Source organism: Curtobacterium sp. MCLR17_039 (genome assembly GCF_003234745.1).
Taxonomy (GTDB): Bacteria; Actinomycetota; Actinomycetes; order Actinomycetales; family Microbacteriaceae; genus Curtobacterium; species Curtobacterium flaccumfaciens.
On the sequence record NZ_QKTF01000003.1, the window covers coordinates 128,868 to 153,843 of the forward strand.

25 protein-coding genes are annotated in these 24,976 nt (G+C 73.2%); 10 read left to right on the forward strand and 15 right to left on the reverse strand.

What is annotated here, in order from left to right; genetic code table 11:
* Positions 1-47: 47 nt before the first annotated feature.
* The gene (locus DEJ00_RS04460) at positions 48-962 is read left to right on the forward strand and encodes a LysR family transcriptional regulator ArgP (RefSeq protein WP_110859461.1); all 915 of its coding nucleotides are present in this window, start codon (positions 48-50) and stop codon (positions 960-962) included.
* A gap of 7 nt (positions 963-969) precedes the next feature.
* Here DEJ00_RS04460 and DEJ00_RS04465 read toward each other — a convergent pair whose 3' ends face one another.
* Together DEJ00_RS04465 and DEJ00_RS04470 are read right to left on the reverse strand one after the other, a co-directional pair.
* Positions 970-1,749, reverse strand: coding sequence for an Fpg/Nei family DNA glycosylase (locus DEJ00_RS04465; protein ID WP_111056554.1), 780 nt, complete (start codon positions 1,747-1,749; stop codon positions 970-972).
* Between the two features lie 92 nt (positions 1,750-1,841).
* Entirely contained in the window at positions 1,842-6,599 is a 4,758-nt protein-coding gene (locus tag DEJ00_RS04470) for a DEAD/DEAH box helicase (protein WP_111056555.1), read from the reverse strand.
* 160 nt (positions 6,600-6,759) lie between these two features.
* Here DEJ00_RS04470 and DEJ00_RS04475 point away from each other — a divergent pair, with 160 nt between their 5' ends.
* Entirely contained in the window at positions 6,760-7,434 is a 675-nt protein-coding gene (locus DEJ00_RS04475) for a PadR family transcriptional regulator (RefSeq protein ID WP_111056556.1), read from the forward strand.
* Between the two features lie 71 nt (positions 7,435-7,505).
* Here DEJ00_RS04475 and DEJ00_RS04480 read toward each other — a convergent pair whose 3' ends face one another.
* Positions 7,506-8,126 (reverse strand): alpha/beta hydrolase, encoded by a 621-nt coding sequence (locus tag DEJ00_RS04480; RefSeq protein ID WP_051597006.1) that lies wholly within the window; start codon positions 8,124-8,126, stop codon positions 7,506-7,508.
* Between the two features lie 73 nt (positions 8,127-8,199).
* On the opposite strand from DEJ00_RS04480, the gene DEJ00_RS04485 reads away from it, so the two are divergent.
* Entirely contained in the window at positions 8,200-8,742 is a 543-nt protein-coding gene (locus DEJ00_RS04485; RefSeq protein WP_027466763.1) for an NUDIX hydrolase family protein, read from the forward strand.
* Positions 8,743-8,844: 102 nt separating this feature from the next.
* On the opposite strand, the gene DEJ00_RS04490 is transcribed toward DEJ00_RS04485, so the two are convergent.
* Both DEJ00_RS04490 and DEJ00_RS04495 read right to left on the reverse strand, forming a co-directional pair.
* On the reverse strand, positions 8,845-9,048 hold the full coding sequence (locus DEJ00_RS04490) for a CsbD family protein (RefSeq protein ID WP_027466762.1): 204 nt from the start codon (positions 9,046-9,048) through the stop codon (positions 8,845-8,847).
* A 250-nt stretch (positions 9,049-9,298) separates the two neighbouring features.
* Entirely contained in the window at positions 9,299-10,909 is a 1,611-nt protein-coding gene (locus tag DEJ00_RS04495) for a DEAD/DEAH box helicase (RefSeq protein ID WP_027466761.1), read from the reverse strand.
* 288 nt (positions 10,910-11,197) lie between these two features.
* Here DEJ00_RS04495 and DEJ00_RS04500 point away from each other — a divergent pair, with 288 nt between their 5' ends.
* Positions 11,198-12,031: an endo alpha-1,4 polygalactosaminidase gene (locus DEJ00_RS04500; protein ID WP_111056557.1), complete on the forward strand. Its 834-nt coding sequence runs from the start codon at positions 11,198-11,200 to the stop codon at positions 12,029-12,031.
* Positions 12,032-12,211: 180 nt separating this feature from the next.
* On the opposite strand, the gene DEJ00_RS04505 is transcribed toward DEJ00_RS04500, so the two are convergent.
* The 4 genes from DEJ00_RS04505 to DEJ00_RS04520 form a co-directional block, all read right to left on the reverse strand.
* Positions 12,212-12,571 carry a GntR family transcriptional regulator gene (locus DEJ00_RS04505; RefSeq protein ID WP_035809483.1) on the reverse strand — a complete coding sequence of 120 codons (360 nt, stop codon included), beginning with the start codon at positions 12,569-12,571 and terminating at the stop codon, positions 12,212-12,214.
* A gap of 10 nt (positions 12,572-12,581) precedes the next feature.
* Positions 12,582-13,154 (reverse strand): DUF1684 domain-containing protein, encoded by a 573-nt coding sequence (locus DEJ00_RS04510; RefSeq protein WP_051597091.1) that lies wholly within the window; start codon positions 13,152-13,154, stop codon positions 12,582-12,584.
* A gap of 132 nt (positions 13,155-13,286) precedes the next feature.
* A complete protein-coding gene (locus tag DEJ00_RS04515; protein WP_111056558.1) occupies positions 13,287-13,769 on the reverse strand; it encodes a hypothetical protein in 483 nt (160 codons plus the stop codon).
* Between the two features lie 143 nt (positions 13,770-13,912).
* Positions 13,913-14,551: a GNAT family N-acetyltransferase gene (locus DEJ00_RS04520; protein WP_027466757.1), complete on the reverse strand. Its 639-nt coding sequence runs from the start codon at positions 14,549-14,551 to the stop codon at positions 13,913-13,915.
* Positions 14,552-14,642: 91 nt separating this feature from the next.
* On the opposite strand from DEJ00_RS04520, the gene DEJ00_RS04525 reads away from it, so the two are divergent.
* Together DEJ00_RS04525 and DEJ00_RS04530 are read left to right on the forward strand one after the other, a co-directional pair.
* On the forward strand, positions 14,643-15,248 hold the full coding sequence (locus DEJ00_RS04525; RefSeq protein ID WP_258373539.1) for a hypothetical protein: 606 nt from the start codon (positions 14,643-14,645) through the stop codon (positions 15,246-15,248).
* Between the two features lie 42 nt (positions 15,249-15,290).
* Positions 15,291-15,593 (forward strand): DUF427 domain-containing protein, encoded by a 303-nt coding sequence (locus tag DEJ00_RS04530; RefSeq protein WP_027466755.1) that lies wholly within the window; start codon positions 15,291-15,293, stop codon positions 15,591-15,593.
* A gap of 30 nt (positions 15,594-15,623) precedes the next feature.
* On the opposite strand, the gene DEJ00_RS04535 is transcribed toward DEJ00_RS04530, so the two are convergent.
* The 6 genes from DEJ00_RS04535 to DEJ00_RS04560 form a co-directional block, all read right to left on the reverse strand.
* Positions 15,624-16,883 carry an Nramp family divalent metal transporter gene (locus tag DEJ00_RS04535; RefSeq protein WP_111056559.1) on the reverse strand — a complete coding sequence of 420 codons (1,260 nt, stop codon included), beginning with the start codon at positions 16,881-16,883 and terminating at the stop codon, positions 15,624-15,626.
* 386 nt (positions 16,884-17,269) lie between these two features.
* Positions 17,270-17,965, reverse strand: coding sequence for a CGNR zinc finger domain-containing protein (locus DEJ00_RS04540; protein WP_111056560.1), 696 nt, complete (start codon positions 17,963-17,965; stop codon positions 17,270-17,272).
* Positions 17,966-18,012: 47 nt separating this feature from the next.
* The gene (locus tag DEJ00_RS04545; RefSeq protein WP_071245529.1) at positions 18,013-18,504 is read right to left on the reverse strand and encodes a SprT-like domain-containing protein; all 492 of its coding nucleotides are present in this window, start codon (positions 18,502-18,504) and stop codon (positions 18,013-18,015) included.
* Positions 18,501-19,331: a hypothetical protein gene (locus tag DEJ00_RS04550; protein ID WP_111056561.1), complete on the reverse strand. Its 831-nt coding sequence runs from the start codon at positions 19,329-19,331 to the stop codon at positions 18,501-18,503. The genes DEJ00_RS04545 and DEJ00_RS04550 overlap by 4 nt, the downstream gene beginning before the upstream one ends.
* Positions 19,332-19,474: 143 nt before the next feature.
* Positions 19,475-20,212, reverse strand: coding sequence for a DUF4064 domain-containing protein (locus tag DEJ00_RS04555; RefSeq protein WP_146247868.1), 738 nt, complete (start codon positions 20,210-20,212; stop codon positions 19,475-19,477).
* Positions 20,213-20,320: 108 nt separating this feature from the next.
* Entirely contained in the window at positions 20,321-21,163 is an 843-nt protein-coding gene (locus DEJ00_RS04560) for a spermidine synthase (RefSeq protein WP_071245518.1), read from the reverse strand.
* Between the two features lie 130 nt (positions 21,164-21,293).
* On the opposite strand from DEJ00_RS04560, the gene DEJ00_RS04565 reads away from it, so the two are divergent.
* From DEJ00_RS04565 to DEJ00_RS04580, 4 genes are all read left to right on the forward strand, one after another.
* The gene (locus DEJ00_RS04565; RefSeq protein ID WP_111056563.1) at positions 21,294-21,815 is read left to right on the forward strand and encodes a hypothetical protein; all 522 of its coding nucleotides are present in this window, start codon (positions 21,294-21,296) and stop codon (positions 21,813-21,815) included.
* Positions 21,812-23,026 (forward strand): sensor histidine kinase, encoded by a 1,215-nt coding sequence (locus DEJ00_RS04570; protein WP_111056564.1) that lies wholly within the window; start codon positions 21,812-21,814, stop codon positions 23,024-23,026. Before DEJ00_RS04565 ends, DEJ00_RS04570 begins: the two co-directional genes overlap by 4 nt.
* Positions 23,023-23,724 carry a response regulator transcription factor gene (locus tag DEJ00_RS04575; protein ID WP_111056565.1) on the forward strand — a complete coding sequence of 234 codons (702 nt, stop codon included), beginning with the start codon at positions 23,023-23,025 and terminating at the stop codon, positions 23,722-23,724. Before DEJ00_RS04570 ends, DEJ00_RS04575 begins: the two co-directional genes overlap by 4 nt.
* A gap of 332 nt (positions 23,725-24,056) precedes the next feature.
* Entirely contained in the window at positions 24,057-24,665 is a 609-nt protein-coding gene (locus DEJ00_RS04580) for a hypothetical protein (protein WP_111056566.1), read from the forward strand.
* Positions 24,666-24,976 lie beyond the last annotated feature (311 nt).

The following is a 24,976-nucleotide window of genomic DNA, read 5'->3' on the forward strand; positions in this document are numbered from 1 at the left end:
CAGGTGTAGTACAGCTCACGTTCCTGCAGTGCCGTAAGCTCAACTGCATGACCCGGTTCCAGCGCGAGCACCTCGAGACGCTGCTCGCCGCCGTCGACCACGGCACGCTCGACGCGGCGGCCCGCGCGCTGGCGATCACCCCGTCGGCGGTCTCGCAGCGGATCAAGTCCATGGAGCAGCAGGTCGGTCGGGTCCTGCTCCAGCGAACCACCCCGGTGCGCCCGACCGCGGACGGCGCAGTGGTGCTCCGGCACGCACGGCAGGTCCGGCTGCTCGACGAGGAGACCTCCCGAGCACTCGGCGGCGGATCATCTGTGGTGCCGTCGATCCCGCTGGCCGTGAACGCCGACTCGCTCGGCACCTGGTTCCTCGACGCCCTCGCCCTCGTCCGGGCCGACACCGAGGTGGTCTTCGACCTGCACCGCGAGGACCAGGACCGCACCGCCGAACTGCTCCGCGCCGGCACGGTGATGGGTGCCGTGACGGCCGAGGCGGATCCGGTGCAGGGCTGCTCGTCGGTGCCGCTCGGCATCGACCGGTACCGGGCGGTGGCGTCCCCGGCGTTCGTCGCCCGCTACCTCGGCGACACCGGCACCGAGCGGCGGATGCTCCGGCGGCTCGACGAGGTCCCGCTCGTCGACTACGACCGCGACGACGACCTGCAGCAGGGGTACCTGCGGCAGGTCCTCGGCCACGCTCCCGGAGGCCCGCGCCACTTCGTCCCGACCTCTGCCGACTTCGCCCGTGCGGTCACGCTCGGGTTCGGGTGGGGGCTGTTGCCCGAAGCGCAGTGCCTCGAGGCGATCGACCGCGGCGTCCTGGTCGAGCTGGCCCCGGGTCGGCACGCCGACGTGGCGCTGTGGTGGCAGCGCTGGAACCTGGCGTCACCGCTCCTCGAACGGGTCACCGACGCCGTCCGTGCGACCGCCTCGTCGCGCCTGCACCCCGCGCGTCAGGTCTGACCGCGCGTCAGGTCTGACAGCGCGGACACCAGTAGGTGTCGCGCAGGGTGAGTTCCGAGTCGCCGAGTTCGCCGTGCCGGATCGGGGTCCCGCACCGCAGACACGGCTTGCCGGCGCGACCGTAGACCCAGAAGCGTCGCCCCGGGCGGTCGACGCCGGTGGTGACGCGGGCACTGCGGTCACGGTTCGCCAGGATCAGTCGGCTCGCGAGCGTGATCGTCCGCGCCGGGTCCGGTACCTGCCCGACCGGACGCGTGGGCAGCACACCGCGCAGGAAGCAGAGTTCGTTCCGGTACACGTTGCCGAGCCCGGCGAGCACCCGCTGGTCGAGCAGTGCCAACCCGACCGGGCGCTCGGGGTCCTCGGTGAGGTTGGCGAGCGCCAGGTCGGCGTCCCAGTCCGGGCCGAGCAGATCGGGCCCCAGGTGTCCGACGACCTCGGACTCCTGGTCGCGCGGCACGACCTCGAGCACCCCGAGGGCGAAACCGACGGCGGAGACCCCCTCGGCGTCCAGGATCGCCCGGGCTTGGTGCGCCGGGCGTCGCCAGCGGTCACCGGGCGCGTAGACGTCCCACCGGCCCTCCATCTTCAGGTGCGAGTGCACGGTCAGGTCGCCGATGCGGTGCAGCAGGTGCTTGCCGCGGGGGACGACCTCGTCGACGGTGCGGCCGACCAGGTCGAGCGTCGCGAACGCGGGGACCCGGAAGTCGCTCTTCGTCAGGACCTTGCCCGCCAGCGCGGTGTGCAGGCGGCGGGCAGCCCGGTAGACGGTGTCGCCTTCAGGCACGGGTCACCTCCGACGGGTGCGCGCAGCCCGTCCGGACGACACGGGTCGCGTCCGGCACGTGGTCGCCGCACTGCCGGGAGGCGCGGCTCGCCTCACACACGGAGCCGCAGCCCCTGCGGGGTCGCCGTGAACCCCGCGGCCCGGAGCGCGCCACCGAGCGGCGTCTCGAGCACGAAGTCCCCGTCGACCCGCTCGACCGAGAGCTTCCGCAGCCCGGTCCGGACGATGCCGGCGATCGAGGAGGCGGCGGCAGCGAGGTCGGCGGCGTCGTCGGTGAAGGTGAGCACCGACTTGCCGCCGCGTTCCACGTACACGGTGAGCTTGCCGTCGACGGTCGTCACCAGTGCGCCCGCCTTCCGGCCCGGGCGGTGGCCCCGCGTGGTCTTGGCGCCGCTGCCGACCGCAGTCCCCGACAGGGCGGGTTCGACGTCGTCGGCGGCGACACCGTGGTCTGCGTCGCCCGTCGGCCACGGCAGCGAGGCCCCGAACGGGTTCGCCGGGTCGGTCGCTGCGAGCGTGAGCGCCTCGCGCTTCCGGTCCGGATCGTCGCGCTCGTCGTCGCCGAGTTCGCGGGCGTAGGTGCGCAGCCGGTCGACGGTCGGGCCGGTGGCGAACTGGGCGGCACCGAGCCCCTCGACGAAGTACCCGCGACGGGCCCGGCCGGACTCCTCGAAGCGCGAGAGCACCCGGTACACCCCGGCGAAACCACCCCGGACGCCCTCGACCTGCACGGCGCCGCGGGTGACGACGCCGTAGCGTTCGAGCAGCTGTTCGGCGGTCGCCGCGGCCCGCACCGTCGAGTCGGACTCGGCCAGCGGCAGCAAGGACCACCGGCCCCCGACGGACGGCGGCCCGGACTGCGTCGGCATCGTCGGACGCCGACGGCCGCGGTAGGCCCGAGCCCGCGGGGCACTCGAGCTCTTCGCCTTGCCGCCGAGCATCGAGCGCAGCGGGGCGAACGTGTCGTTCGTGATCTGCCCGGCCCACACCAGGTCCCACAGCGCGGTGGTGAGCGCCTGGTCGTCGCTGCTGCCCACGGCCTGCCCCAGCTGCCGGAAGAAGTACGCGCCACCGCCGGCCAGGGCGCCGAGCACGTCCCGCTGCAGCTCGGTCGTCTCGTCCCCGGAGGGCTCGGCGAGCGTCGTCGCCGCGGTGTCGGCCAGGTGCAGGCGCACCCAGCCGTCGTTGCCGGGCAGGGTGCCCCCGCCGGACCACAGGACCTCGCCGGTGGCGGTGAGTTCGTCGAGCATGCTCGTCGAGTAGTCCGTGACGCGCGACGGCAGCACGAGGGTCTCCCAGGCGCTGGCGGGCAGGGCGACCCCGGCGAGCTGGTCGATCACCTGCAGGACGCCGTCGACGCCACGCAGCCCGCCGCGGGTCCCGGGGGTCTGCACGTGCTGCCACGCGGGCAGGAACCGGGCGAGGGTGTCCGGCGAGACCGGTTCGACCTCGTGCCGCAGGGCTGCCAGGGACTTCGTGCGGATCCGTCGCAGGACCTCGGCGTCGCACCACTCGGCGCCCTGGCGGTCGGGGCGGAACTCGCCCTCCACCACCCGGCGGTCGGCGACGAGTCGGCGCAGGGTGTCCTGCACGACGGCGATGCCCAGCCCGAGACGACCGGCGGCCTCCTGCGCGGAGAACGGTCCGTGCGACCGGGCGTAGCGGCCGATCAGGTCGCCGAGGGGGTCGGCCACGGGCTCGACGAACGCCGTGGGCACACCGATCGGCAGCGGGACCCCGAGGGCGTCGCGCAGGCGGGCGGCGTCCTCGATCACGGCCCAGCGGGTCGCGCCGGCGTGCGAGAACGAGAGCACCCGGCGGTCCCGCTCCAACACCTGGAGCGTGCTCCGCAGTTCGGCGGTGGCCGCTGGACGGTCGGCGGTGTCGGCGAGCCAGCTCCGGTCGACCGCTTCGTCGAGGTCGAGCGCGCCGACGAGCCGCAGCACGTCCACGAGTCCTTCGGCATCGCGGGCACGGCGGTCCGGCGACAGCCGCTGCAGGTCGCGCTCCACCGAGGTGATGACCGCCGGGTCGAGCAGCTCGCGCAGCTCCGCGCGTCCGAGCAGTTCGCCGAGCAACGTCGAGTCGAGCGACAGGGCCGCTGCCCGGCGTTCGGCGAGCGGGGTGTCACCCTCGTACATGAAGGCCGCGACGTACCCGAACAGGATCGACCGGGCGAACGGCGACGGCTGCTCGGTCTCCGTCTCGACCAGGCGGATCCGGCGTCCGGCGATGTCGTCGGCGATCCCGAGCAGCGCGGGCACGTCGTAGACGTCCTGCAGCACCTCGCGCACGGTCTCGAGCACGATCGGGAACGTCGGGTACTTCTGCGCGACCTCGAGCAGCTGCGAGGCCCGCTGCCGCTGCTGCCAGAGCGGCGACCGCTGCCCGGGGTTCCGTCGGGGCAGCAGCAGGGCGCGCGCCGCGCACTCGCGGAACCGGGCGGCGAACAGCGCCGAGCCGCCGACCTCGTCGGTGACCAGGGCCTCGAGGTCGTCGCGCTCGAACACGAACAGGTCGGCACCCGGCGGCTCGGCGTCGGTCTCCGGGATGCGGACGACGATGCCGTCGTCGGCCGCCATCGCGTCACCGTCGATGCCGTGCCGTTCGCGCAGCCGTGCGGCGACGGCCAGGGCCCACGGCGCGTGCACCTGCATGCCGTAGGGCGAGTGCAGGATGAGCCGCCAGTCCCCGAGCTCGTCGCGGAACCGCTCGATGACGAGCGTGGTGTCGTTCGGCACGTGACCGGTGGCCGCGCGCTGGTCGCGCAGGAAGGTCAGCAGGTTGGTGATCGCGCGCTCGTCCAGTCCACCGGCGGCGACGCGGGCGCGGGCGTCGTCGTCCGAGGCACCCTCGACCTCGCGCACGAACGCACCGGTCGCCCGGCCGAGCTCGGCGGGCCGGCCGATGCCGTCGCCCTTCCAGAACGGCACGCGTCCGGGCTGCCCGAACGCCGGGCTCACGACGACGCGGTCGTGGGTGATCTCCTCGATCCGCCAGCTCGTCGCACCGAGGGCGAAGACGTCGCCCACGCGCGACTCGTAGACCATCTCCTCGTCGAGCTCGCCGACGCGGGATGCCTTCTCGCCGACCATGAAGACGCCGAACATGCCGCGGTCGGGGATCGTCCCGCCGCTCGTCACCGCGAGTCGCTGCGCACCGGGGCGCCCGGTCAGGGTGCCGTGCACGCGGTCCCAGACCAGCCGTGGCCGGAGTTCGGCGAACTCGTCGCTCGGGTACCGGCCCGTGACCAGGTCGAGCGTCGCCTCGAACGCCGATCGGGGCAGGCCGCTGAACGGGGCGCTCCGCCGCACGAGCTCGAACCAGTGCTCGACGTCGAGGGTGTCGATCGCCCCGGCGGCCACGGTGTGCTGCGCCAGGACGTCGAGCGGGTTCGCCGGCACCGAGATCGACTCGATCTGACCCGTGACCATCCGCTCGACCGTGACCGCGCTGTTGACCAGGTCGGCCCGGTGCTTCGGGAACAGCACGCCGCGGGAGATCTCACCCACCTGGTGGCCGGCGCGACCGACGCGCTGCAGGCCGCTCGCGACCGACGGCGGCGCCTCGACCTGGACGACCAGGTCGACCTCGCCCATGTCGATGCCGAGCTCGAGTGAACTCGTCGCGACGACGCACCGCAGCCGACCGGACTTCAGGTCGTCCTCGATGATCGCGCGCTGGTCCTTCGACACCGAGCCGTGGTGTGCGCGGGCGAGCACCGGGACCGAGGCGTCCGAGCCCCCGCCACCCGTCTGCCCGGACCCGCCGATCAGCTGCGCCGGCGGTCGCTTGGCCCCCTGGGGTGCGACGGCGTGCGCCGAGGTGCGGGCCGGTGACTGCGGTCGGCCCCGCGCCGCGGGGAGCCCGTCGTCGTCCGGGGACGCCCCAGCCGGCACCAGCACGCCGTCACCGGCGGCGGCGAGCACGCGTTCCTCGTGGATCTCGTTGAGCCGCGCCGTGAGCCGTTCGGCCAGCCGCCGCGAGTTCGCGAACACGATGGTCGAGCGGTGTTCCTCGATCAGGTCGACGACACGTTCTTCGACGTGCGGCCAGATCGACCCGTTCGTCGGCGACTCGGACGCGTCCGCGCCGACCGGCGGCGCCCCGAGCTCGGTCATGTCGTCGACGGGCACGACGACCCGCAGGTCGAAGGTCTTCTGCGCGGGCGGCGCGATGATCGTCACCGGTGCACGGCCGCCGAGGAACCGCGCGACCTCTTCCGGCGGGCGGACGGTCGCGGACAGCCCGATGCGCTGCACCGGCTTGTCGAGCAGGTCGTCGAGGCGCTCGAGCGACACGGCCAGGTGCGCGCCGCGCTTGGTCGAGGCGACCGCGTGGACCTCGTCCACGATGACCGTGTCGACGTTCACCAGGGTCTCGCGCGCCTGCGAGGTGAGCATCAGGTAGAGCGACTCGGGCGTGGTGATGAGGATGTCCGGCGGCTGGCGCAGGAGCTTCTGGCGGTCGGACGACGGGGTGTCACCGCTGCGCACCCCGACCGTGACGTCCGGCGGTTCGGTGCCCAGGCGCCGAGCGGTCTGGGTGATGCCGACGAGCGGGCTCCGCAGGTTGCGCTCAACGTCGACGCCGAGGGCCTTGAGCGGCGAGACGTAGAGCACCCGCGTGCGCTGCTTCGCCGGCGGACGGTCCGTCGCGCTGATGAGCCGGTCGATCGACCACAGGAACGACGCCAGGGTCTTGCCGGAGCCGGTCGGGGCGATCACGAGTGCGTGCTGCCCGGTCGAGATGGCGTCCCACGCCCCGGCCTGCGCCGGCGTCGGTGCGTCGAAGGCGCCGCGGAACCACTCGGTGGTCGCAGGGGAGAAGCGCTCGAAGACGTCCGTCATGGTCCGTCCCATCCTGCCCGCCACCACCGACAGCAGGCCGAGCGCACGTACCCCTTGACAGAGCGATAGTTACCGATCTATCGTAAACACATCGCGATACGACGAAGACGATCAGGTCAGACCGGTCGCGAGCCGACTCAGCACGATGAAAGGACTCCTCATGCGCCCCTCGTATGACGACGACAGCAACACGTCCCCCCGCGACCAGCGCGGGTTCGGCCCGCGCGGCCCCCGCTTCGGCGGCGCGCGGCAGCACCACGGCTCCGGCTTCCCCGGCCGTGACCGCGGTGACCACGACCACGGCGGCCGCGGCTTCGGTGGTCGCGGGTTCGGCCCCGGCTTCGGCCCGGGCATGGGCTTCGGCCCCGGTTTCGGCGGGCCCGGCTTCGGCCGCGAACGCCGTCGCCGCGGTGACGTCCGCCTCGCGATCCTCGGTCTGCTGGCCGAGGGCCCGCAGAACGGGTACGCCGTGATCAAGACCATCGCCGAGCGCACCGGCGGCGCCTGGAAGCCGAGCCCCGGCTCGGTCTACCCGACGCTCCAGCAGCTCGTCGACGAAGACCTCGTCGTCTCGTCGGGCGACGGCCGCAAGACGCTCTTCGAGCTCACCGACGCCGGCAAGGCCGAGACCGAGGCCAAGGCCGACGAGATCGCTGCGGCACTCGACGGGGCCCCGGGCATCCCGGACGCCCAGCGCGAGTTCTTCGAGGCGCTGCGGAAGACCATGGGCGTCCTGCAGATGTACCGCAGCACCGCGACCGAGGAACAGGCCAAGGCCGCCACGGCCAAGGTGGACCAGCTCCGCAAGGACCTGCTCCAGATCCTCGCCGACTGACGGACGTCACCCATGACGGACAGGAGGCCCGGTGCCAGCTGGCACCGGGCCTCCTGTCCGTCGTCGTGCGCCTACACCGCGTCGACGAAGGCCGCCACGTCCGCCAGCTCCGCCGTCGACACGGCGTGCGGCAGGCCCGCGTAGGAACGGTCGGTCACGTCGGTGTGCGCTGCGGCCCACGCCTGCGTCCGGGCGGTGGCCTCGGGAGGGATCACCGGGTCGAGGTCACCGTGCCCGAGGAACACCCGCGGCCGCACGGCCGACACGGCCTCGTCGCGGGAGTCCGTGATGCCGGGCACGACGAACCCCGACAGCGACACCGCGAACGCGAACGCCGCGGGCCGGGCGCGCAGGAGCTGGAGCGCCATCGAGCCGCCCTGCGAGAACCCGAGCAGCCCGATCCGCGGGTGGTCGGCGGCGACGGAGTCGATCCAGTCGAGCACCTCGGCGGTCGCGGCGTCGACCGCCTCGGGCGCTGGCGAGCCGGGCGTGCCGAGCGGGTACCAGCTGAAGCCGGGCCCCCACGGCATCGGCGCGCGGAGCGACGCGACGGTCCACGCGGGCGGCAACGCGGGGGCGAGCCCGAGCAGGTCGTGCTCGTTCGAGCCCACCCCGTGCATCGCCACGAGCAGGGGTGTGCCCCGCCGGTCCGAGGCACTCCGTGTCCACTGCACCAGGTCCGCATCGATCATGTGGACAACGCTAACCATCCCCAACTCCCGCGCCTTCCGCCGAACTCGCCGCCGTCCCTGGTAGACACGGTGCATGTCCTCGCTGCGCACCCCCGATCCCGACTCCGGCTGGCTGTCCGACGAGGAGCTCGCGAACGTCCGCCGTCGTCTGCCGATCTGCTACGTCGAGGCGGTCCCCGTCCGCACCGACGGCCTCGGCGTCGTGACCGAGGTCGGCGTGCTGCTGCGCGTCTCCCCGAGCGGTCTCATCGCCCGCACCCTGGTGTCCGGCCGCGTGATGTTCGGCGAGTCGATCCGCACCGCGCTGTTCCGCCACCTGGAGAAGGACCTCGGGCCGATGGCGTTCCCGCAGCTGCCCTCGAGCCCGACGCCGTTCACCGTGGCCGAGTACTTCCCGCTGCCCGGCGCCTCGGTGTACACCGACGAGCGGCAGCACGCGATCTCGCTGGCCTACGTCGTCCCCGTCACGGGGACGTGCGAGCCCCGGCAGGACGCCCTCGAGCTCACGTGGATGAGCCCGATGGAAGCCGCGTCCGACGCCGTCGCCGACGAGATGGAAGGCGGTCGCGGCGCACTGCTGCGGGCCGGCCTGGCATCGGTCGGTGCCCTGCACTAGCCCGATCGGGGCGTCCACGCCCGGCGCACGCGAAGCCCGCGCACGACGAAGCCCCCGGATCCGATCGGATCCGGGGGCTTCGCAGCGCGGTCGCGAACCGGCTTAGTGCTTGTCGTCCTTGAAGCTGTCGGCGACGCCGTGCGCGGCGTCCTTGACGTCGGTGACGCCCTGCTTCGCCGAGGCCTTGCCCTGGTCGGTCTGGCCTTCGGCCTTCAGCCGGTCGTTACCGGTCGCGTTGCCGGCGGCTTCCTTGACCTTGCCTGCCGCCTTCTCAGCGGCGTTCTTGATGTCATCGATGCCAGCCATGGGCACTCCTTCCAGAAGCGGACGTGTTCCCCGTCAGCCGCTTGCGCGGCATCCGGTGAGTGAGACCGTACGCCCGGCGGAGTACCCCACCCCCAGCCCCCGCCAAGGTTCGCCCGGGCCCGGACGCAAAACACCGGTGTTCACGGAACACACCGCGTGATGCGGGGGTTCGAAACGTGAACACCGGTGTTTTGCGTGCACCGACGCGCTCAGGCCGAGCGGGTCAGGCCGCGTGGGTCAAGCGCGCAGGTCAGTGGCGGTCGGCAGCGCCGGCCGGACGGGAGGCGCGGCGCGAGCCACCACGACGGTTGCCGCCCGACTCGTTGCCGGACCGACCCGCGGCGTAGCCGCCCTCGGACGACCAGACGGCCGACGAGCCGCCGCGCACGACGTCGCTGCTGCCCGAGCGACGGTTGCCGCCGCTGCGGCGACCACCGGTCGAACCGGCGGCCGCGGCACCGGAGCGCCCGGCACCCTCGGTCCGTGCGCCACGGGCCGGACGGCCCTGACGGCCCCCGGCCGAACCGGCGGACTCGCCAGCCGAGCCGGAGCGCGCGGGCTGCGCCGCGCCTCCAGACCGACCGCCGCGACCACGGCGACGACCGCCGCCGTCACCGGCGGACTCGGCCGAGCGCTGCTTGGGCTGACGCTGCTGGGTGGGCTGCTCCTCGGCGACGTGGCGGATCGGAGCGACCTCGCCGACGAGCGCGGTGACGGCCGGGGAGGTCGCCGTGACGTGCTGCGGGGTGACCTTGATCGCGGCAGCACGCATCATCTGCGCGACGTCGCGACGCTCGGCGGGCATCGTCACCGTGACGACGTCACCGGACGAACCGGCACGCGCCGTGCGGCCCGAGCGGTGCAGGTACGCCTTGTGCTCGGTGGGCGGGTCGACGTGCACGACGAGCTCGACGTTGTCGACGTGCACACCGCGGGCGGCGACGTCGGTGGCGACGAGCACGAGGGCCTCGCCGGAGGAGAACTTCGCGAGGTTGCGCTCACGGGCACCCTGCGACAGGTTGCCCTGCAGGTCGACGGCCGGGATCCCCTGGCTGCTGAGCTGCTTGGCCAGGCGCTTGGCGTGGTGCTTCGTGCGCATGAAGAGGATGCGGCGACCGTTGCCCGAGGCGAGGGCGCTCACGAGGTGCTTCTTCGCGTCGGCGTCGGCGACCTCGAACAGGTGGTGGGTCATCGCCTCGACGGGGCTGTTCGCCTCGTCGACGGAGTGCATCACCGGGTTGTGCAGGAACTTCTTGACGAGCTTGTCCACGCCGTTGTCGAGCGTGGCGGAGAACAGCAGTCGCTGCCCGTTCTCGGGCGTCGCCTGCATGATCTTGGTCACGCCGGGCAGGAAGCCCATGTCGGCCATGTGGTCGGCCTCGTCGAGGACGGTGACCTCGATGTCGCCCAGGTTCACGTGGCCCTGCTGCATGAGGTCGGCGAGGCGACCCGGGCAGGCGACCACGACGTCGACGCCGCCGCGCAGGGCGTCGACCTGACGACCCTGACCGACGCCACCGAAGATGGTCGTGGTGTTGAGGCCCATGGCCTTGGCGAGCGGGGCGAGGGCGACGTCGATCTGGGTCGCGAGCTCACGGGTCGGAGCGAGCACCAGGGCGCGGGGGCGGCCGGCGCGGCGCTTGCGGCCGCTGGCGGCGAGGCGGGCGACGAGCGGGATCGCGAAGGCGATGGTCTTGCCGGAACCGGTGCGGCCGCGGCCGAGGACGTCCTTGCCCTGCAGGGAGTCCGGGAGGGTGTCCGCCTGGATGGGGAACGCCATGTCCTTGCCCTGGTCGGCGAGGACGGAGACCATCGGCGCGGGGACGCCGAGGTCGGAGAAACGGATGTCTTCGGTGGTCATGGTGACCTTTCGAGCCGGAGCAGTCCGGCTGTGGGCGCGCTCTGAGGCAGCGCGCGGGCGGGATGCGCGCCAACGGATGTGGCTGGCGCAGTCGCCGCAGCAGAGAAGCCTGGGCACCTTCGTGAGGTGCTCGATCATCGACCGGAGTCTGGAGACAGCTGGTCGGGAGTTCGGGGCGTCCGTACGACGCACGAGGCGATCGGCGCCTCGAGTACGACCAGCATAGCGTGCACATCCCCGGAACGGCGAGGGCGGGGTCGTTCGCCCGTGGCGTGCGAGGATTCCGGGGTGCGCACGCGATCCGTCCTGTTGACCACCGCGATGGCCCTGGTGGCCGTCCTCGGCACCGCCGGCTGCGCCGAGGCCGCCACGACCAGCGCGGCCGGGAGCTACCGCAACCTGCCGACCTCGGGTCGCGTGGACTACCAGCTCGGCGGCGGGTACACCCCGCCCTCCGGCGTGACGATCGTCGAGCGCGACAGCACCGACCGCCCAGCGAAGGGCAAGTACAACATCTGCTACGTCAACGGGTTCCAGACGCAGCCCGAGGCCGCCAGCACGTGGAAGAAGTCGTACCCGTCGGCGATCCTCCGTGACCGTGCGGGCAAGCCGGTCTCGGACCCGGGGTGGCCGGACGAGATGCTCCTCGACACCCGGACCGCGGCGAAGCGTGCCCTGATCACGAAGGTGCTCGCGAAGAGCGTCGCCCGCTGCGGTGACCGCGGGTTCGACGCGGTGGAGTTCGACAACCTCGACTCGTGGACCCGGAGCGGCAAGCGGCTGACCCGTGCCGGCAACCTGGCGCTCGCGAAGTCGCTCGTCGCCGAGGGACACCGGCACGGCCTGGCCGTGGGGCAGAAGAACACCCCGCAGCTCGGGGCGTCCGGCAGGAAGCAGACCGGGTTCGACTTCGTCGTCGCCGAGGAGTGCGTGCAGTACCGGGAGTGCGCCGCGTACACGAAGGCCTACGGCGGACGGGTCATCGACGTCGAGTACTCGGACACCCTCGAGGGCTCGTGGGCGTCGGTCTGCGGGCTGGGGAGCCGTCCGGCCATGACGATCCTGCGCGACCGCGACCTGGTGACCCCGGAGGACGACGCGTACGTGTACGAGCACTGCTGAGCGCTCGGAACGGTCCTTCCCAGAACGCCTGCGATGCCTGGTCGGATCGGGCGTACCGGGTCAGAACTTCCGACCGGGTACGCCCGGAACGACCAGGTACGCCCGGAAGCGCCAGCCAGCCACCCGCGCCAGCCAGCCACCCGCGCCAGCCAGCCAGCCAGCCACCCGCCCCCGCCTGCGCTAGGCCGGCCACGCCTCCCGCAACGCGGTCGCTGCCTGGTCCGCCGACAGCCCCGCGGAGCGGGCCGCAGCGGCCAGGGCACGAGCAGCCTCGGCCACCGCGTCCGGCACCGCTGCCGGCCGCACCACCCGGGTGCCGGCGCCCCGTGCGGTGTGCACGAGCCCGGCCTCCTCGAGCAGCTGGTAGGCCTTCGCGACGGTGCCGGCGGCGAGCCCGAGCTCGTCCGCCAGCCCACGGACGCTCGGCAGCCGTTCGCCGTCCACCAGGTACCCGGCGGTGATCTGTGCGGCGATCTGCGATCGGACCTGCTCGAACGGCGGCACGCGGCCACCGACGTCGAGGGCGACGAGTCCTGTCATGCGTTCCACCCTAGAAGTCGTACTGCTCGCCGACGGGGATCGGGACCGGCACGGTGTTGCCCGGAGGCGCGAGCGGGCACGCCCACGCCGGGTCGTACGCGCACGACGGGTTGTATGCGAAGTTGAAGTCGAGCACGAGCGACCCGAGGTCGTCGCCGCCCAGGTCCGAGCCCTTGATGGTGTCGAGCAGGTAGCGTCCGCCACCGTACGTGCCGCGGGCCTTGCCGGCGCTGGCGTCCTTGACCGGGACGAACACCCCGCCCGCGTAGCCGCCGTGCTTCCAGACGTCGAGCGTGCCGACACCGGGGACCCGCACGAGGCCGAGCCGGTCGAAGTGGACCACGCCGTCGGTGCCGGTCTCGAAGTCGAACTCGGCGGGCTCCGTGGCCTCGATGCGCACCTGGAACCGCCACGCGGGGTCGTAATCCGGCACCGGCAGGGACTCGAAGTCGCGGGCGTCCTCGTCGAGCAGCGGCGACGCCGGGTGCTCCGCGAACATCGCGTCCCGGGTCTCGCGCCAGAGCGCGTGCGCCGTCTGGGGGTCCGGGGTGGCGCGGACGCGGCGGTACAGGTCGAACGTCATCCGCCGCCAATCCGTCGTCGCCAGCGTGCTGCGCACGCGGTCGTCGGTCGTCGGCTCCTGGGGGCGCGTCTGGCTCACGTGGTCGAGGCTACGCCCGCTCCGCGGTGGACGGGAGGCCCGACCCGCGTCACGTCACTCGCCGTCGGTCCGCCAGGTGGGCGCGAGGGCGCGCATCCGGAACGCCCGCCACTGCCAGATGACCCACATGCCGGGCCACAGGGCGAGCCCGAGGACGGCCGGTCGCATCCGGTAGGTCAGGCGGTCGAGCAGCAGGGTGCGGCCTCCCGGTGCGGGGACGACGGCCATCCGGTGCGACATCGTCATCCGCCCGAACAACCCGGACGTGCCGCCGCCGTTGTCGCGCTGCACGGGGACTCCCCGGACCTCGTACAGGTCGAGGTCGACGTGCGTGTCGCCGCTCGGCACCAGCCCGAAGGCGTCCGCGGTGATCGGGTGCGGGTGCCCGGGCTCCCAGCGCTCGGGGAACCCCCGGGGGTCGCGCGAGCGGTACGCCAGGAACGGCTTCGTCACCGCCACCATCACGGACGGGGACAGCAGGGCATCGCGCACGGCGTCGACCGGCGCATCGAGGACGATCCGGAGGCCGACGTGCATGGCGGTGACGCTACGCCCGCGGGCTGGACGGCGCGCCGTGGCTCGGCGGGCAAGACGATGCCGGCAAGACGATGCCGGCGAGACGATGCCGGCGCGACGATGCCGGCGCGACGACGCCGGCGCGACGACGCTCGCGAGACGCCTCAGGCGTGCCGGGCCGACCGACGGCGGGACCCCTCGGCGCGGTCGTGCCGCCGGAGCCGCTCGGCCAGCGAGAGGCGGACCGCCGGCCACTCCGACGCGATGACGGAGAACACCACGGTGTCGCGCAGGGTGCCGTCACGGCCGATCGCGTGGTTCCGGAGCACGCCGTCCTGCTTGGCGCCGAGGCCCGCGATGGCCGCTCGGGACTGCAGGTTGTGCCAGTGGGTGCGGAACTCGACCGCGATGCACTGCCACGCCTCGAACGCGTGGGACAGCATGAGCAGCTTCGACTCGGTGTTGATCCCCGATCGCTGCGCGGACCTGGCCAGGAACGTGCTGCCGATCTCGACACGGCGGTTGCCCGAGTCGATGTTCATGAAGGTCGTCGCACCCACCACCCGGCCGGTCGGGCGGTCCCGCACGGCGAAGGGCACCATGCGGCCGGCCTCGTGCTCGGCGAGACGCCGGTCGATCTCGGCCTCGACCTGTGCCGGGGCGGGCACCGAGGTGTACCAGGTGCGCCACAGATCGCCGTCCGCGACCGCCGCCCGCAGGTCTTCCGCGTGCTCCTGCCCGAGGGGCTCGAGCGTCACACGGTCGCCGGTCAGGGTGGGTACGGGGGCGATCTCCATGACCATGCATCCTAGGGTCGACGACCCTGGCGGAACCCGGTCGGACGGCGACCCTGTGGAGAGGGACAGCATCGCCCGGGCGGCTATCGTGAGGGACGTGGCAGAACGCACCCAGGAGAAGTACCAGGTCCGGTTCGCGTGGGGTCCCGGAGGTGCGGCTCGCATCGCCCACGGCACCCACCTGCTCGTCTGGGTCGACGCCCTGCCGCCGACTCCCGACGCCGCCGCACGGCGGCGCGCGCTGCGGAACGTGACCGCCCAGCTGCCGCAGGGTCCGGAGGTCGTGCTCGGCCACCTCGGCAACGCGGCGGCCGTCGCGGAACGGGTGACGGGCCTCCAGGCCGCACGCGGTGACCGGTGCGTCGTCGCGATCGTGGCCGCCGGGCTGCACCACACCGCTGCCCTCGACGACGCGGCCGAGGCGGCGGGGGAGTCCGTCGACGTCGCCGACGCACCCGACTTCGCCGTCGAGGACCTGCTCGCCGCCGGAGCCGTCGTCGACGCGCTCACCGAGGTCGGCATCGACCACACCTCACCCGAGGCCGCCGCGGCCTGCGCGGCGTACACGGGGCTGCGCCGCGCAGTGCGGCACCTGGTCAGCGCGTCCGAGGGAGCCGCCGTCCTGAGCCGTGACGACGTGCTCGCGGCGCTCGCCGCGGGCCCCGACCTGACCGTCCTGCGGGAATCGGGGGAGCGCGCGTAGCGTTCGCCCCGTCACGGAACCAGCGAGCGAAGGAGCAACGCCATGAAGGCAGTCGTCGGCGACACGGTGATCGCGGAGGCCCCCGAAGAGGACCTCATCAAGATCGAGGGCAACTGGTACTTCCCGCCGTCGAGCGTGAAGACCGAGCTCTTCACCGAGAGCCCCACCCAGTACCACTGCCCGTGGAAGGGCGACACCCAGTACTTCACGGTGAACGTCGACGGACAGGCGCTGCAGGACCGCGCGTGGTCGTACCCGACGCCGATCCCGTCGTCGTTCGACCGCGTCGGCAAGGACTACTCGGGCTACGTCGCGTTCTGGAAGGACGTCCAGGTCGTCGAGTGACGACCGCCCGTCACCCTGACCGGTCGTGCCTCAGCCGGTCAGGGTGAGCACGACCAGTGCGACGTTGAGCGCCACGATGACCGCCGCGATCACCCACGCCACCACCCGGGTGGTCGCGGCGTTCACGTCGGTCCCCATCACGCTCCGTCGCGACGTGTAGACCACCAGGGGCACGATCGCGAAGGCGATCCCGAAGCTCAGCACCACCTGGCTGACGACGAGCAGCATCGTCGCGTCGATGTTCAGCGCGAGCAGCACGATGGCGGGCACCAGGGTGATCGCGCGCCGGGCCACGAGCGGGATCCGCACGTGCAGCAGGCCCTTCATGATCTCCGCGCCGGCCATGCAGCCCACCGAGGTCGAGGCCAGGCCGGACGCGAGCAGGCCCACGGCGAAGAGCACCCCGACGACCGGGCCGACGTTCTCGGCGATGGCGCGCTGCGCACCGGGGATGGAGTCGGTGCCCGCGACTCCGGGCAGGGTGGCCGCGGCGAGGACGAGCATCGCGATGTTCACCCCACCCGCGACGATCAGCGCGAGCCCGACGTCCCACCGGGTCGCGACGAGCACCCGGCGACGCTCCGGCCCGGCGGGGACGTCCCCGTGGCGGTCCCGGGCGAGCGCCGAGTGCAGGTACACCGCGTGCGGCATCACGGTCGCACCGAGCATCGAGGCCGCGAGCAGCACCGACCCGGCGCCCTCGAACCGCGGCACGAGCCCGGCGACCAGGTCGGCCGGTGTGACCCTGGCGAACAGCAGCCCGGCGCAGAAGCCCACCGTCAGGATCGCGAGCATCGCCGTCACCACGGTCTCGAACAGGCGCGTGCCCCGGCGGCTGTGCAGGGTCAGCAGGAGCATCGAGACGAGCCCGGTGATGATCCCGCCGACCACGAGCGGCAGGTCGAAGAGCAGGTAGAGCGCCAGCGCGCCGCCGATGACCTCGGCGATGTCGGTCGCGGCGGCGACGATCTCGGCCTGGCCCCAGAACAGCAGGCGCGGGGTTCGTCGCATCCGCAGGCCGAGGTGTTCGGGCAGCGACTTGCCCGTCACCACCCCGAGCTTGGCGGACAGGTACTGCACCACCACGGCGCTGGCGTTCGCGGCCACGAGCACCCAGAGCAGCAGGTACCCGTACTCGGCTCCGGCCGTCAGGTTGGCGGCGACGTTGCCCGGGTCGACGTACGCGATCGCCGCCACGAAGGCCGGTCCGAGCAGGGTGAGCCCGGCTGCGCGACGACGCGGGGCACCGGATGGGTGCTCGTCGAGCCGGGGGCTGGCAGTGTCGGTCATGCACCGATCCTGCCAGAGAATTCGGCTCACCGAATCTTTTTCTTCGTCATGTCGTGGTGCTGGCCGGTCGCCGCTCGCGCGTGCGTGTGTCGGATGGTCAGGACCCGTCGGCTGGGACGCCGCCAGCAGACGGTCGGTGACCGCTCGGCCGAGGTGCGCGGGGTGTCGTGACCGCTCGCGGAAGGCGGACAGGAGGCCCGTGGCGGCGCCGCCACGCGCCTCCCGGCCGGTGGCTGGTCACGACTCGTCGCTTGCTTCGCGTCGGGTGGTCGCAACCTGACGGTTGCGACGCCGTCGGGCGACGGTTGGTGACCGCTCGGCAGAGGCGAGCGGGGTGTCGCGACTCGCCCCCTCCCGGACAACGAGAGGAAGGTGTCAGCTCGGGCTCACTCCGCGGCGCGGCGAGCGCGGTGCGCCCGGACCTTCGCCCGGTTGCCGCACCGCTGCATCGAGCACCAGCGACGGGTCCCACCGCGCGACGAGTCGTAGAACACCAGGCCGCAGTCCTCGGCCGAGCACCGGCTCAGGCGCGTCGGCCGGCCGTCGGCCTCGACGTCGTCGAAGCCGACCTCGGTGAAGAGCGCCACGGCGTCGCGCGCGACGCTCGACAGGGCCTGCGCCAGGCGGACCCGGTTCGCTCCGGCGCGGCGTCGGCCACCCGGGAGGCTCGGGGGCACGTCCGGCAGGGCGGCGAACAGGTTGACGGTGTCGATGTCGTCGGGCGCGGGGCGCGTGCGGCCGGCTCCGGCACGCAGGCCCGCCGCCACGGCGGTGCGCTCCGCGGCGGTGCTCGACGGCGCGGGGGCGGCCGCCGCGGCGAGCCGGGCGATCGCGGCACGCAGGGCACGGGCGTCCTGCAGCTCGCGGGCACTGGCACCGACGTCGATCGGCTCGGTGTGCTCGCTGAGCCACTCGTCCAGGTCGGCCGGGCTCGCGAGCAGCTCCCCGAGCTGCGACCGCGGTCGGCGTCCGGTGGGGTCGTCGGCGAAGCCACCCGTGTGCGCGAAGTCGAGCGCGATCCGTCCGGCGTCGAAGAACCAGGAGGAACCGGCGTCCGTGCGGATGTGCTGCCCCGTGTGCATCCGCCCAGGCTAACGGGTTACCGGCGCGCCTCCGTGCGTCGGGCACCTCATGCGGTAGTCGACGCCATCGTGGCCGCGTCGTCGTCCGCGGTCCGTCGCCGCCAGGTGATGACGTTCCGGGCGTCGAACCGCCGGGAACAGCGGGCGCAGGCCAGGGGACGGGTGGGCGTGCGGTACCGGAAGTGCTCGTGTCCCGCGGGGCAGGTGCCGATCCAGGGGGCGAGCTCGCTGGCGATCGGCCCGTCGTGCAGCCGGGAACCGGTGTACCCGATCGACGCGGCCGTGCGCTTCCACTTCGGGCCGTGTGCCGCCCGGGCGCCGGCGAGGGCGTGCGCGACCTCGTGCAGCAGGACCTGTTCGACGTCGTCGTCGGAGAACCGGGTGGCCAGGTGGCGGCTCACCGTGATCCGCTTCCGCGCGAAGTCGCACTGGCCCGCGCGGGTCTTGGCGTGGTCGAACCCGAACGCCCACGTCCCGGTGCCGAGGTGTTCGGCGATGAGCGCTTCGGCGCGGAGCCGGACGGCCTCGAGCGCGGTCACTGCTCGGAACGCGGGTCGGCCTGGCCCTTCTTCGCTGCCCGGGCCGCGATCCGGCCCCAGATGTCGTCGGCCTCGGTCCGGGCGGCGTCGGGCGCACCGAGCACGCGCCGGCGGATCGGCGGGACCTGCTTCACCGGCTCGGCGACGCGGGTCGTGGGTTCGTCGTCCTCGGCGCGGCGGGCGGCGACCTCGCGGGCCGTCCGGGGTCGGTCGGACGGTTCCGCCGGGTTCGTGATCGAGGCCCGCATGGCGGCCTCGACCGCGGTGCGCAGCGCGTCGGTGCGCTCGGACGGCGCGCCGGCCTGTCGGAAGGCCTGGTACGCCCGCGAGAGTGCGGCGCGGGCCTCGTCGAAGCGGTCGTTCTCGAACAGCGACCAGCCCTCGATCTCGGCCGCGGCGCCCTCGAGCTCGGGCCACTCCTCGGTGGCGGCGGTGTCGCGGGCCATGGCGGCCTCGGCGGCGGCGCGGTCGTGCCGGCCGAGGTCGTGCAGGACGTGCGCACGACGGATCCGCGCGGCGACCTTGTCCTGGCGCTCCCCGGTGAACATCGCGAGGCGGAACACCTCTTCGGCGATGACGAGCGACTCGTCCAGACGGCCGAGCAGGCGGAGGAGCTCGGCCCGTTCGGCGAGGGCGTCGGTGCTGCGGCTCTGACCGAGGTCACGGAGCCGCTGGTGCACGGCGTCGACGTCGACCGCGGGTCGCAGGCTGATGGGCGCGAAGGTGCTGCCCGGGCTGACTCCGGCCGTCACGGGAGCCGCGTGGCGCGGTTCACGGGAACGGTCGGACAGGTCGGGCTGCTGGCGGTCGTCGGGCGGGAGGGACATCGGTTCGAGGGTAGCCGCGGTCTCCCGGGAGCGGTCGGTGCGACGCGCTCAGGTTGCGCGGGTGCAGCCGTCCGCGCGTACCCCCGGGACGACGAACGGCCCGCCGTGCCGGAGCGCGACGGGCCGTTCGGTCGAGGGGTCGATCAGGAGTTGGCGCCCACCGCGCCGGCAGCGGCCACGCCGGCGTAGGTGACGAACGTCGCGATGGTCGCGACGACCGCCAGGACGATCGCCAGGATGCCCCAGACACGACCGCGCTTGGCGACGGCCGCGATGATGCCCTGCACGAGTGCCCAGAGTCCGAGGAACGCGGCGATGCCGATCACGGCGATGCCACCCACGAGCTGCGAGCGGACGTCCGGGTCGCTCATGACCTCGCTCTGCATCTGCTCGGGCGTGAGGTTCGTCGAACCGTTCTGCGTGATCTGGTCGATCACACCGCTGTTGCTGATGGCCGAGCCCATGATGTAGCCGCCGACGACGCCGAGCACGAGCGCGAGCAGGCCGAGCACGAACGCGATGATGCCGACGGTCTTCTTCTTCTTGGGCTTCGGCTCGTCGTGGCTCTGCCAGGCCGGGGCACCGGAGTGCGCGGGCGCGGCGGCGTACGGCTGCTGGTCGTGGTGCTGGCCCTGGTCGTGACGCTGCTGGTCGTTCCAGCTCGGCGTGCTCGACGGCTGGCCGTACTGCTGCTGGCCGTACTGCTGGTCACCCTGCCCGGACTGCTCGCCGTACTGCGGGGTCGAGGTCGGCGCCGGGTCCACCCGCTCGCCGTACCGCGGGGCATCGGCGTCGGGCTGCTGCTGCTGCGGGGCGTCGCCCCAGCGCGGCGCCTGGCCGTCGCCCGTCCGGTCCTGGTCGTTCCGGTCGTCGTTCGTCATCAGGGTTCCCATCGCTCGGTCGCGCAGCTGCGCGGTCGTTCAGACCATCCTGACAGCCGGACCCGTCGAGTGCCCGAAGTCCGTCCCCGGCGACGCCGCGGGCGGGCGTCAGCCCCCGAACACGCTCCGGTTCGGCTCCGGCGACGCGACCGCCGTCTGGTCCGTGACGATCGGCGCCCCGGCGATGAACGACCGGAGCTCCGCACCGTGCACGACCTTGGCCGGCATCGGGTCGGACGAGTACCGCCTCGGCATGTCCGCCACCGGCAGGTCGGTCGGCGACCCGAGCAGCACGATGTTGCCGAACCGCCGGCCCTTGAGCATCCCGGTGTCCGCCACCGCCGCGACCGACGGCAGCACCGACTGCAGCGTCGACGCCTGCCCGCGGGCGAAGGCCAACCCGGCGCCGTCGGCCACGTTCACCGCGACAATGCCCGTCGGCGACAGGAACGCGGCGACCTCGCGGTAGAACTCGACGCTCGTCACGTGTGCGGGGATCTGCGAACCGCCGAAGACGTCCACCACCGCCAGGTCCACGGTGCCGCGGAGCCCGGCGGGCAGCTTGCCGAGGACCTCCCGGGCATCGCCGTACCGCACCCGGATCGACGCGCCACGGGGGAACGGCAGGGCCTCGCGCACGTGCTCGACCAGGTCACGCTCGAGCTCGATCACCTGCTGCCGCGAACCCGGACGGGTCACCGCGACGTAGCGGGGCAGGGTGAGGGCGCCGGCGCCCAGGTGCAGTGCCGTGATCGGGCCGTCCGGCAGCAGGTCGATCGCGTGCCCGATCCGGCGGATGTACTCGAACGCCAGGTGGGTCGGGTCCTCGAGGTCCACGTGCGACTGCGGGGTGCCGTCCACCACCAGGGTGAAGGACCCCGGTCGGTGCCGGTCCGGCTCCACCACCGAGTACCCAGCACCGATCCGGAACCCGTCGAACGCATCAGCCATGCCGTCAATGGAACACCACCGCGATCACCACCCGCGCCCCACCCCTGGTTGGTGTGCCCGGGGGACGCCCGGAACGAGGCTGATCACACCGGTCGGGAACGCCCCGCCGGACCACCTCGAAAGGCACACCATGTCGGTCCAGCTCCTCGCGAACGTGCTCATCGGCCTCGCCCTCGTCGGCCTCCTGGCGTACCGGCAGGCGACCTGGCGGTTCCTCGACCCGGCGCGCATCTGGCGGGGTCCGCTCGTGATGGCGATCGTCGGCGTGGTCGTCCTCGCGCAGACCACGACGACCGTCACCACCACCGACGTCGTGTTCCTCGGCCTCGAAGCCCTGCTCACCGTCGGCGTCGGCCTCGCGATGGGGGCCATGACCCGGTTCCGCACCGTCACGACACCGGACGACAAGGGCCGCACCCTGCAGTCCCGCACCGGTTGGCTCGGCGCCGCGCTCTGGCTCGTCCTGATCGCCGCCCGCATCGGGCTCGACGTCCTCGGCGGCCACCTCGGCGCGCACCTGCTCACCTCGACCGGCACGATCCTGCTCGTGCTCGCCCTGAACCGCGCCGCCCGTGCCCTGGTGGTCGACCAGCGCATCCCCCGCGGCGGCGACCGGTCGGAGGCGTCCCGCCGCGGCATGATGGTCCGGTGAGCCTGCCCACCGACCCGGACCCGACCGACCCCGCCGTGGTCCGGTCTCGCTCGGTGCTCACCTGGGGACTCAACGCCGTCGGGATCGCCGTGGTCGCCTTCTGGTTCGTCCGGAACGGCCTCCTGCTCCACCACCCGGCGTGGGTCTGGGTCCTCGGGGCCGTGGCGCTCGCCGCCTGGGCCGTCCGCGAAGGAGCACGCACGCCCCGCGTGCTCGTCGCCGCAGCCGGCGTGATGACCGCCGCCGGATCCTGCGTCGTGGTGCCGACCGACTCGCTCCTGGTCGTCCCGGTGATCGTCGGGCTCGTCGTCCTCGGCGCCGACCTCCGCCTGCCGGTCTGGACGGCCGCGGTCGCCGCGCTCGCCGCCGTCGTGGTGGTCGCCGTCACCGCGACGCTCGAGCAGGCGTCGGTGCAGCTCGTCCTCGGCGTGAGCGGCGGGCTGCTGCTCGGCGTGCTCGTCGGATTCAGCCGTCGGCAGGTCCGGATCACGACGGCGCAGGCCCGCGAGACCGAGCGGCAGCAGCAGCGCGCACGGCTCCTCGCCGACCGGTCGCGGGCGTCCCGGGACATCCACGACGTCCTCGCCCACTCGCTCGGCGGCCTGGTGCTGCAGCTCGACGCGGTCGAGGCCCTGCTCGAGGCCGGCCGCGTCGACGAGGCCACCCGCCGAGCCGGCGATGCCCGCGCGCTGGCCGCGGACGGCCTGGCCGAGGCGCGGCGTGCGGTGCACGCGCTCCGCGACGAACCGCAGCCCGACCAGCCGGAGCCGACCCGTGCCTCCAGTCCGTCCGCCGATCAGGCGTCGGGCCTGACGGCCCTGCTCGACGCGCACCGCTCGTTCGGCGGCGAGGTCGTCGTGCAGGGCGACGCGGCCCTCGCGGTCCTCGACGACGCCCACCGGGCCGCCGTGGTCCAGGTCGTCCGGGAGGCCCTCAGCAACGCCCGCAGGCACGCTCCCGGCCGCCCCGTGTCCCTGTCGGTGATCCGGGACGGCGACGCCGTGGACGTCGTCGTGGCCAACCCGCTGCCGAGCGGTGGACAGGGGTTGCTCGGGATGCGCGAGCGGTTCGCGGAACTCGGCAGCGAGGCCACGGTGGAGGCCGAGCGTTCCGACGACGAGTTCGTCGTCGCCATGCACCTGCCCGTCGACGGTTCGGTCGATGCGGAGACCGCGGACGCTCCGGGCGCTGCCGAGGACGACCGCTCGTGACGATCCGGGTGCTCGTGGTCGACGACCAGGCCATCGTCCGCGACGGCCTGGTGACGGTGCTGTCGCTCGTGCCCGACCTGCAGGTCGTCGGGCAGGCGGCGGACGGTGCCGAGGCGATCGCCGCGGTCGACCGGCACGTGCCCGACGTCGTCCTGATGGACCTGCGGATGCCGGGGGTCGACGGGCCGACCGCGACCGCGCGGATCGTCGCCGAGCACCCCGGGGTGGCGGTCCTGGTGCTGACGACCTACGCCGACGACGACTCCATCGTCACCGCGCTGCGGGCGGGAGCGCGCGGCTACCTGACGAAGGACGCCGGGCGGGCGGAGATCGCGACCGCGGTGCGGGCGGTGGCCGCCGGGCAGTCGACCTTCGACGCGACCGTGGGGGCGCGGCTGGTGGCGCGCCTCGCCGGTGCTGCTGGTGCCGATGCAGGTGCCGGCGCCGCTGCTGGTTCCGCTGCTGGTTCCGCTGCGCCGGCGGGAGCTGATCCGGGCCGGTCACTCGGTGCCCGGTTCCCGGACCTCACCCCGCGCGAACTGGACGTCCTCGAGCGGATCGCGGACGGCCGGACGAACCCGCAGATCGCCGCCGAGCTGTTCCTGACGGTCCCCACCGTGAAGTCGTACGTGAACCAGGTGTTCGCGAAGCTCGGGGTCCGGACCCGCGCCGAGGCCGTCGCCCGCGTCCTGCGCTGACCGTCAGCAGCACCCCGTCGTCCCCAGGCGACGCACCGCGGACACGTGAATGCGTACACATGGACGACCAGCGGACGCCAAGACTCGTTGCGTACCGTTGACGCCTGTCGTCACGACGCCAGAGCGTCGATGCGTGTGTGCCCCACACACCACGCGTCCGCCCGGACACCGTGACCACGACGTGCCCGTGAGCGCCCCCACCGCTCGAGCGTGCGCGTCGTCGGCGTGCTGCTGCGCGCCACCCCTCCGGCCACCCGCGCGCGCTGGCCGTCGAACGCACCGCACCCGATGACGAGTGCACCACTGCTGATCCGCCGCAGGAGACCTCCGTCATGACCGCCGACACCATGAGCGTGCCCACCGCTCGTTCCACCACCCCGGACACCCGCCGGGCCGGCACCCGACCCACCCGACCCACCCGGGTGATCCGGGCCTCCCTGCCGTTCCACGCCGACCGCGAGACCGCACCCACCTGGATGCGGGTCGTCGGCACGGCGCTGCTCGTCGGCGGCGCCGGCCTGTCCGCCGCCGTGCTCGGCTGGCCCGGGGACGCGCCGGAGGTCGCCCTGCTGGTGCCGGCCCTGCTCGCCGTCGCCCTCGGGGCGCTGCTCCTGCTCGCGCGTGCCGGGTTCACCGTCACCGAGCGGCACGTGACCCTGCACTTCCGTCCGCTCCCGCCGCGGCGCATCCCGCGCCGGCGGATCACCGACGTCCGCCTGGTCGAGGCGGACGCGGCCACCTACGGCGGTGTCGGCCTGCGGATCCGTCGCGGCGTGCGCGCGCTCATCCTCACGCCGGGGCTCGGCATCGAGCTCACGGACGACCGGGGCCGGGTCACGTTCGTCCGCACGCGTCGACCGGAGGACGCGTTCCGTGCGCTGGCAGGACTGCCGGGCGGGCCGGGAGGCGCGGATCACGTCGAGCGCGAGCGTCTCGGTTGATCAGGGGCTCGGCTGAGCACGGACCCGGCTGAGCACGGGAATGGAAGCGGTGTGTGGCGGCTTATACACGCCACTGCCGAATCCGGTCAAGCCGGGACTGGACAGCGCGCCACGGAGCGAACTATGATGACAGTTCGCGCTCCCTGGCATCCGTGTCGTCATATTGCGGTCGACGCAGAGTTCTGAGACAGAAACTCATCTCGCCCTGGTGCAGCCGGACCCGTATATGGCGGCGGGTACCGCTCACGGAGATCATCCCACACGTGCACCGACGTTCCGCGTCAGGCACGCGTCGGCGTGGTCGCAGGGCT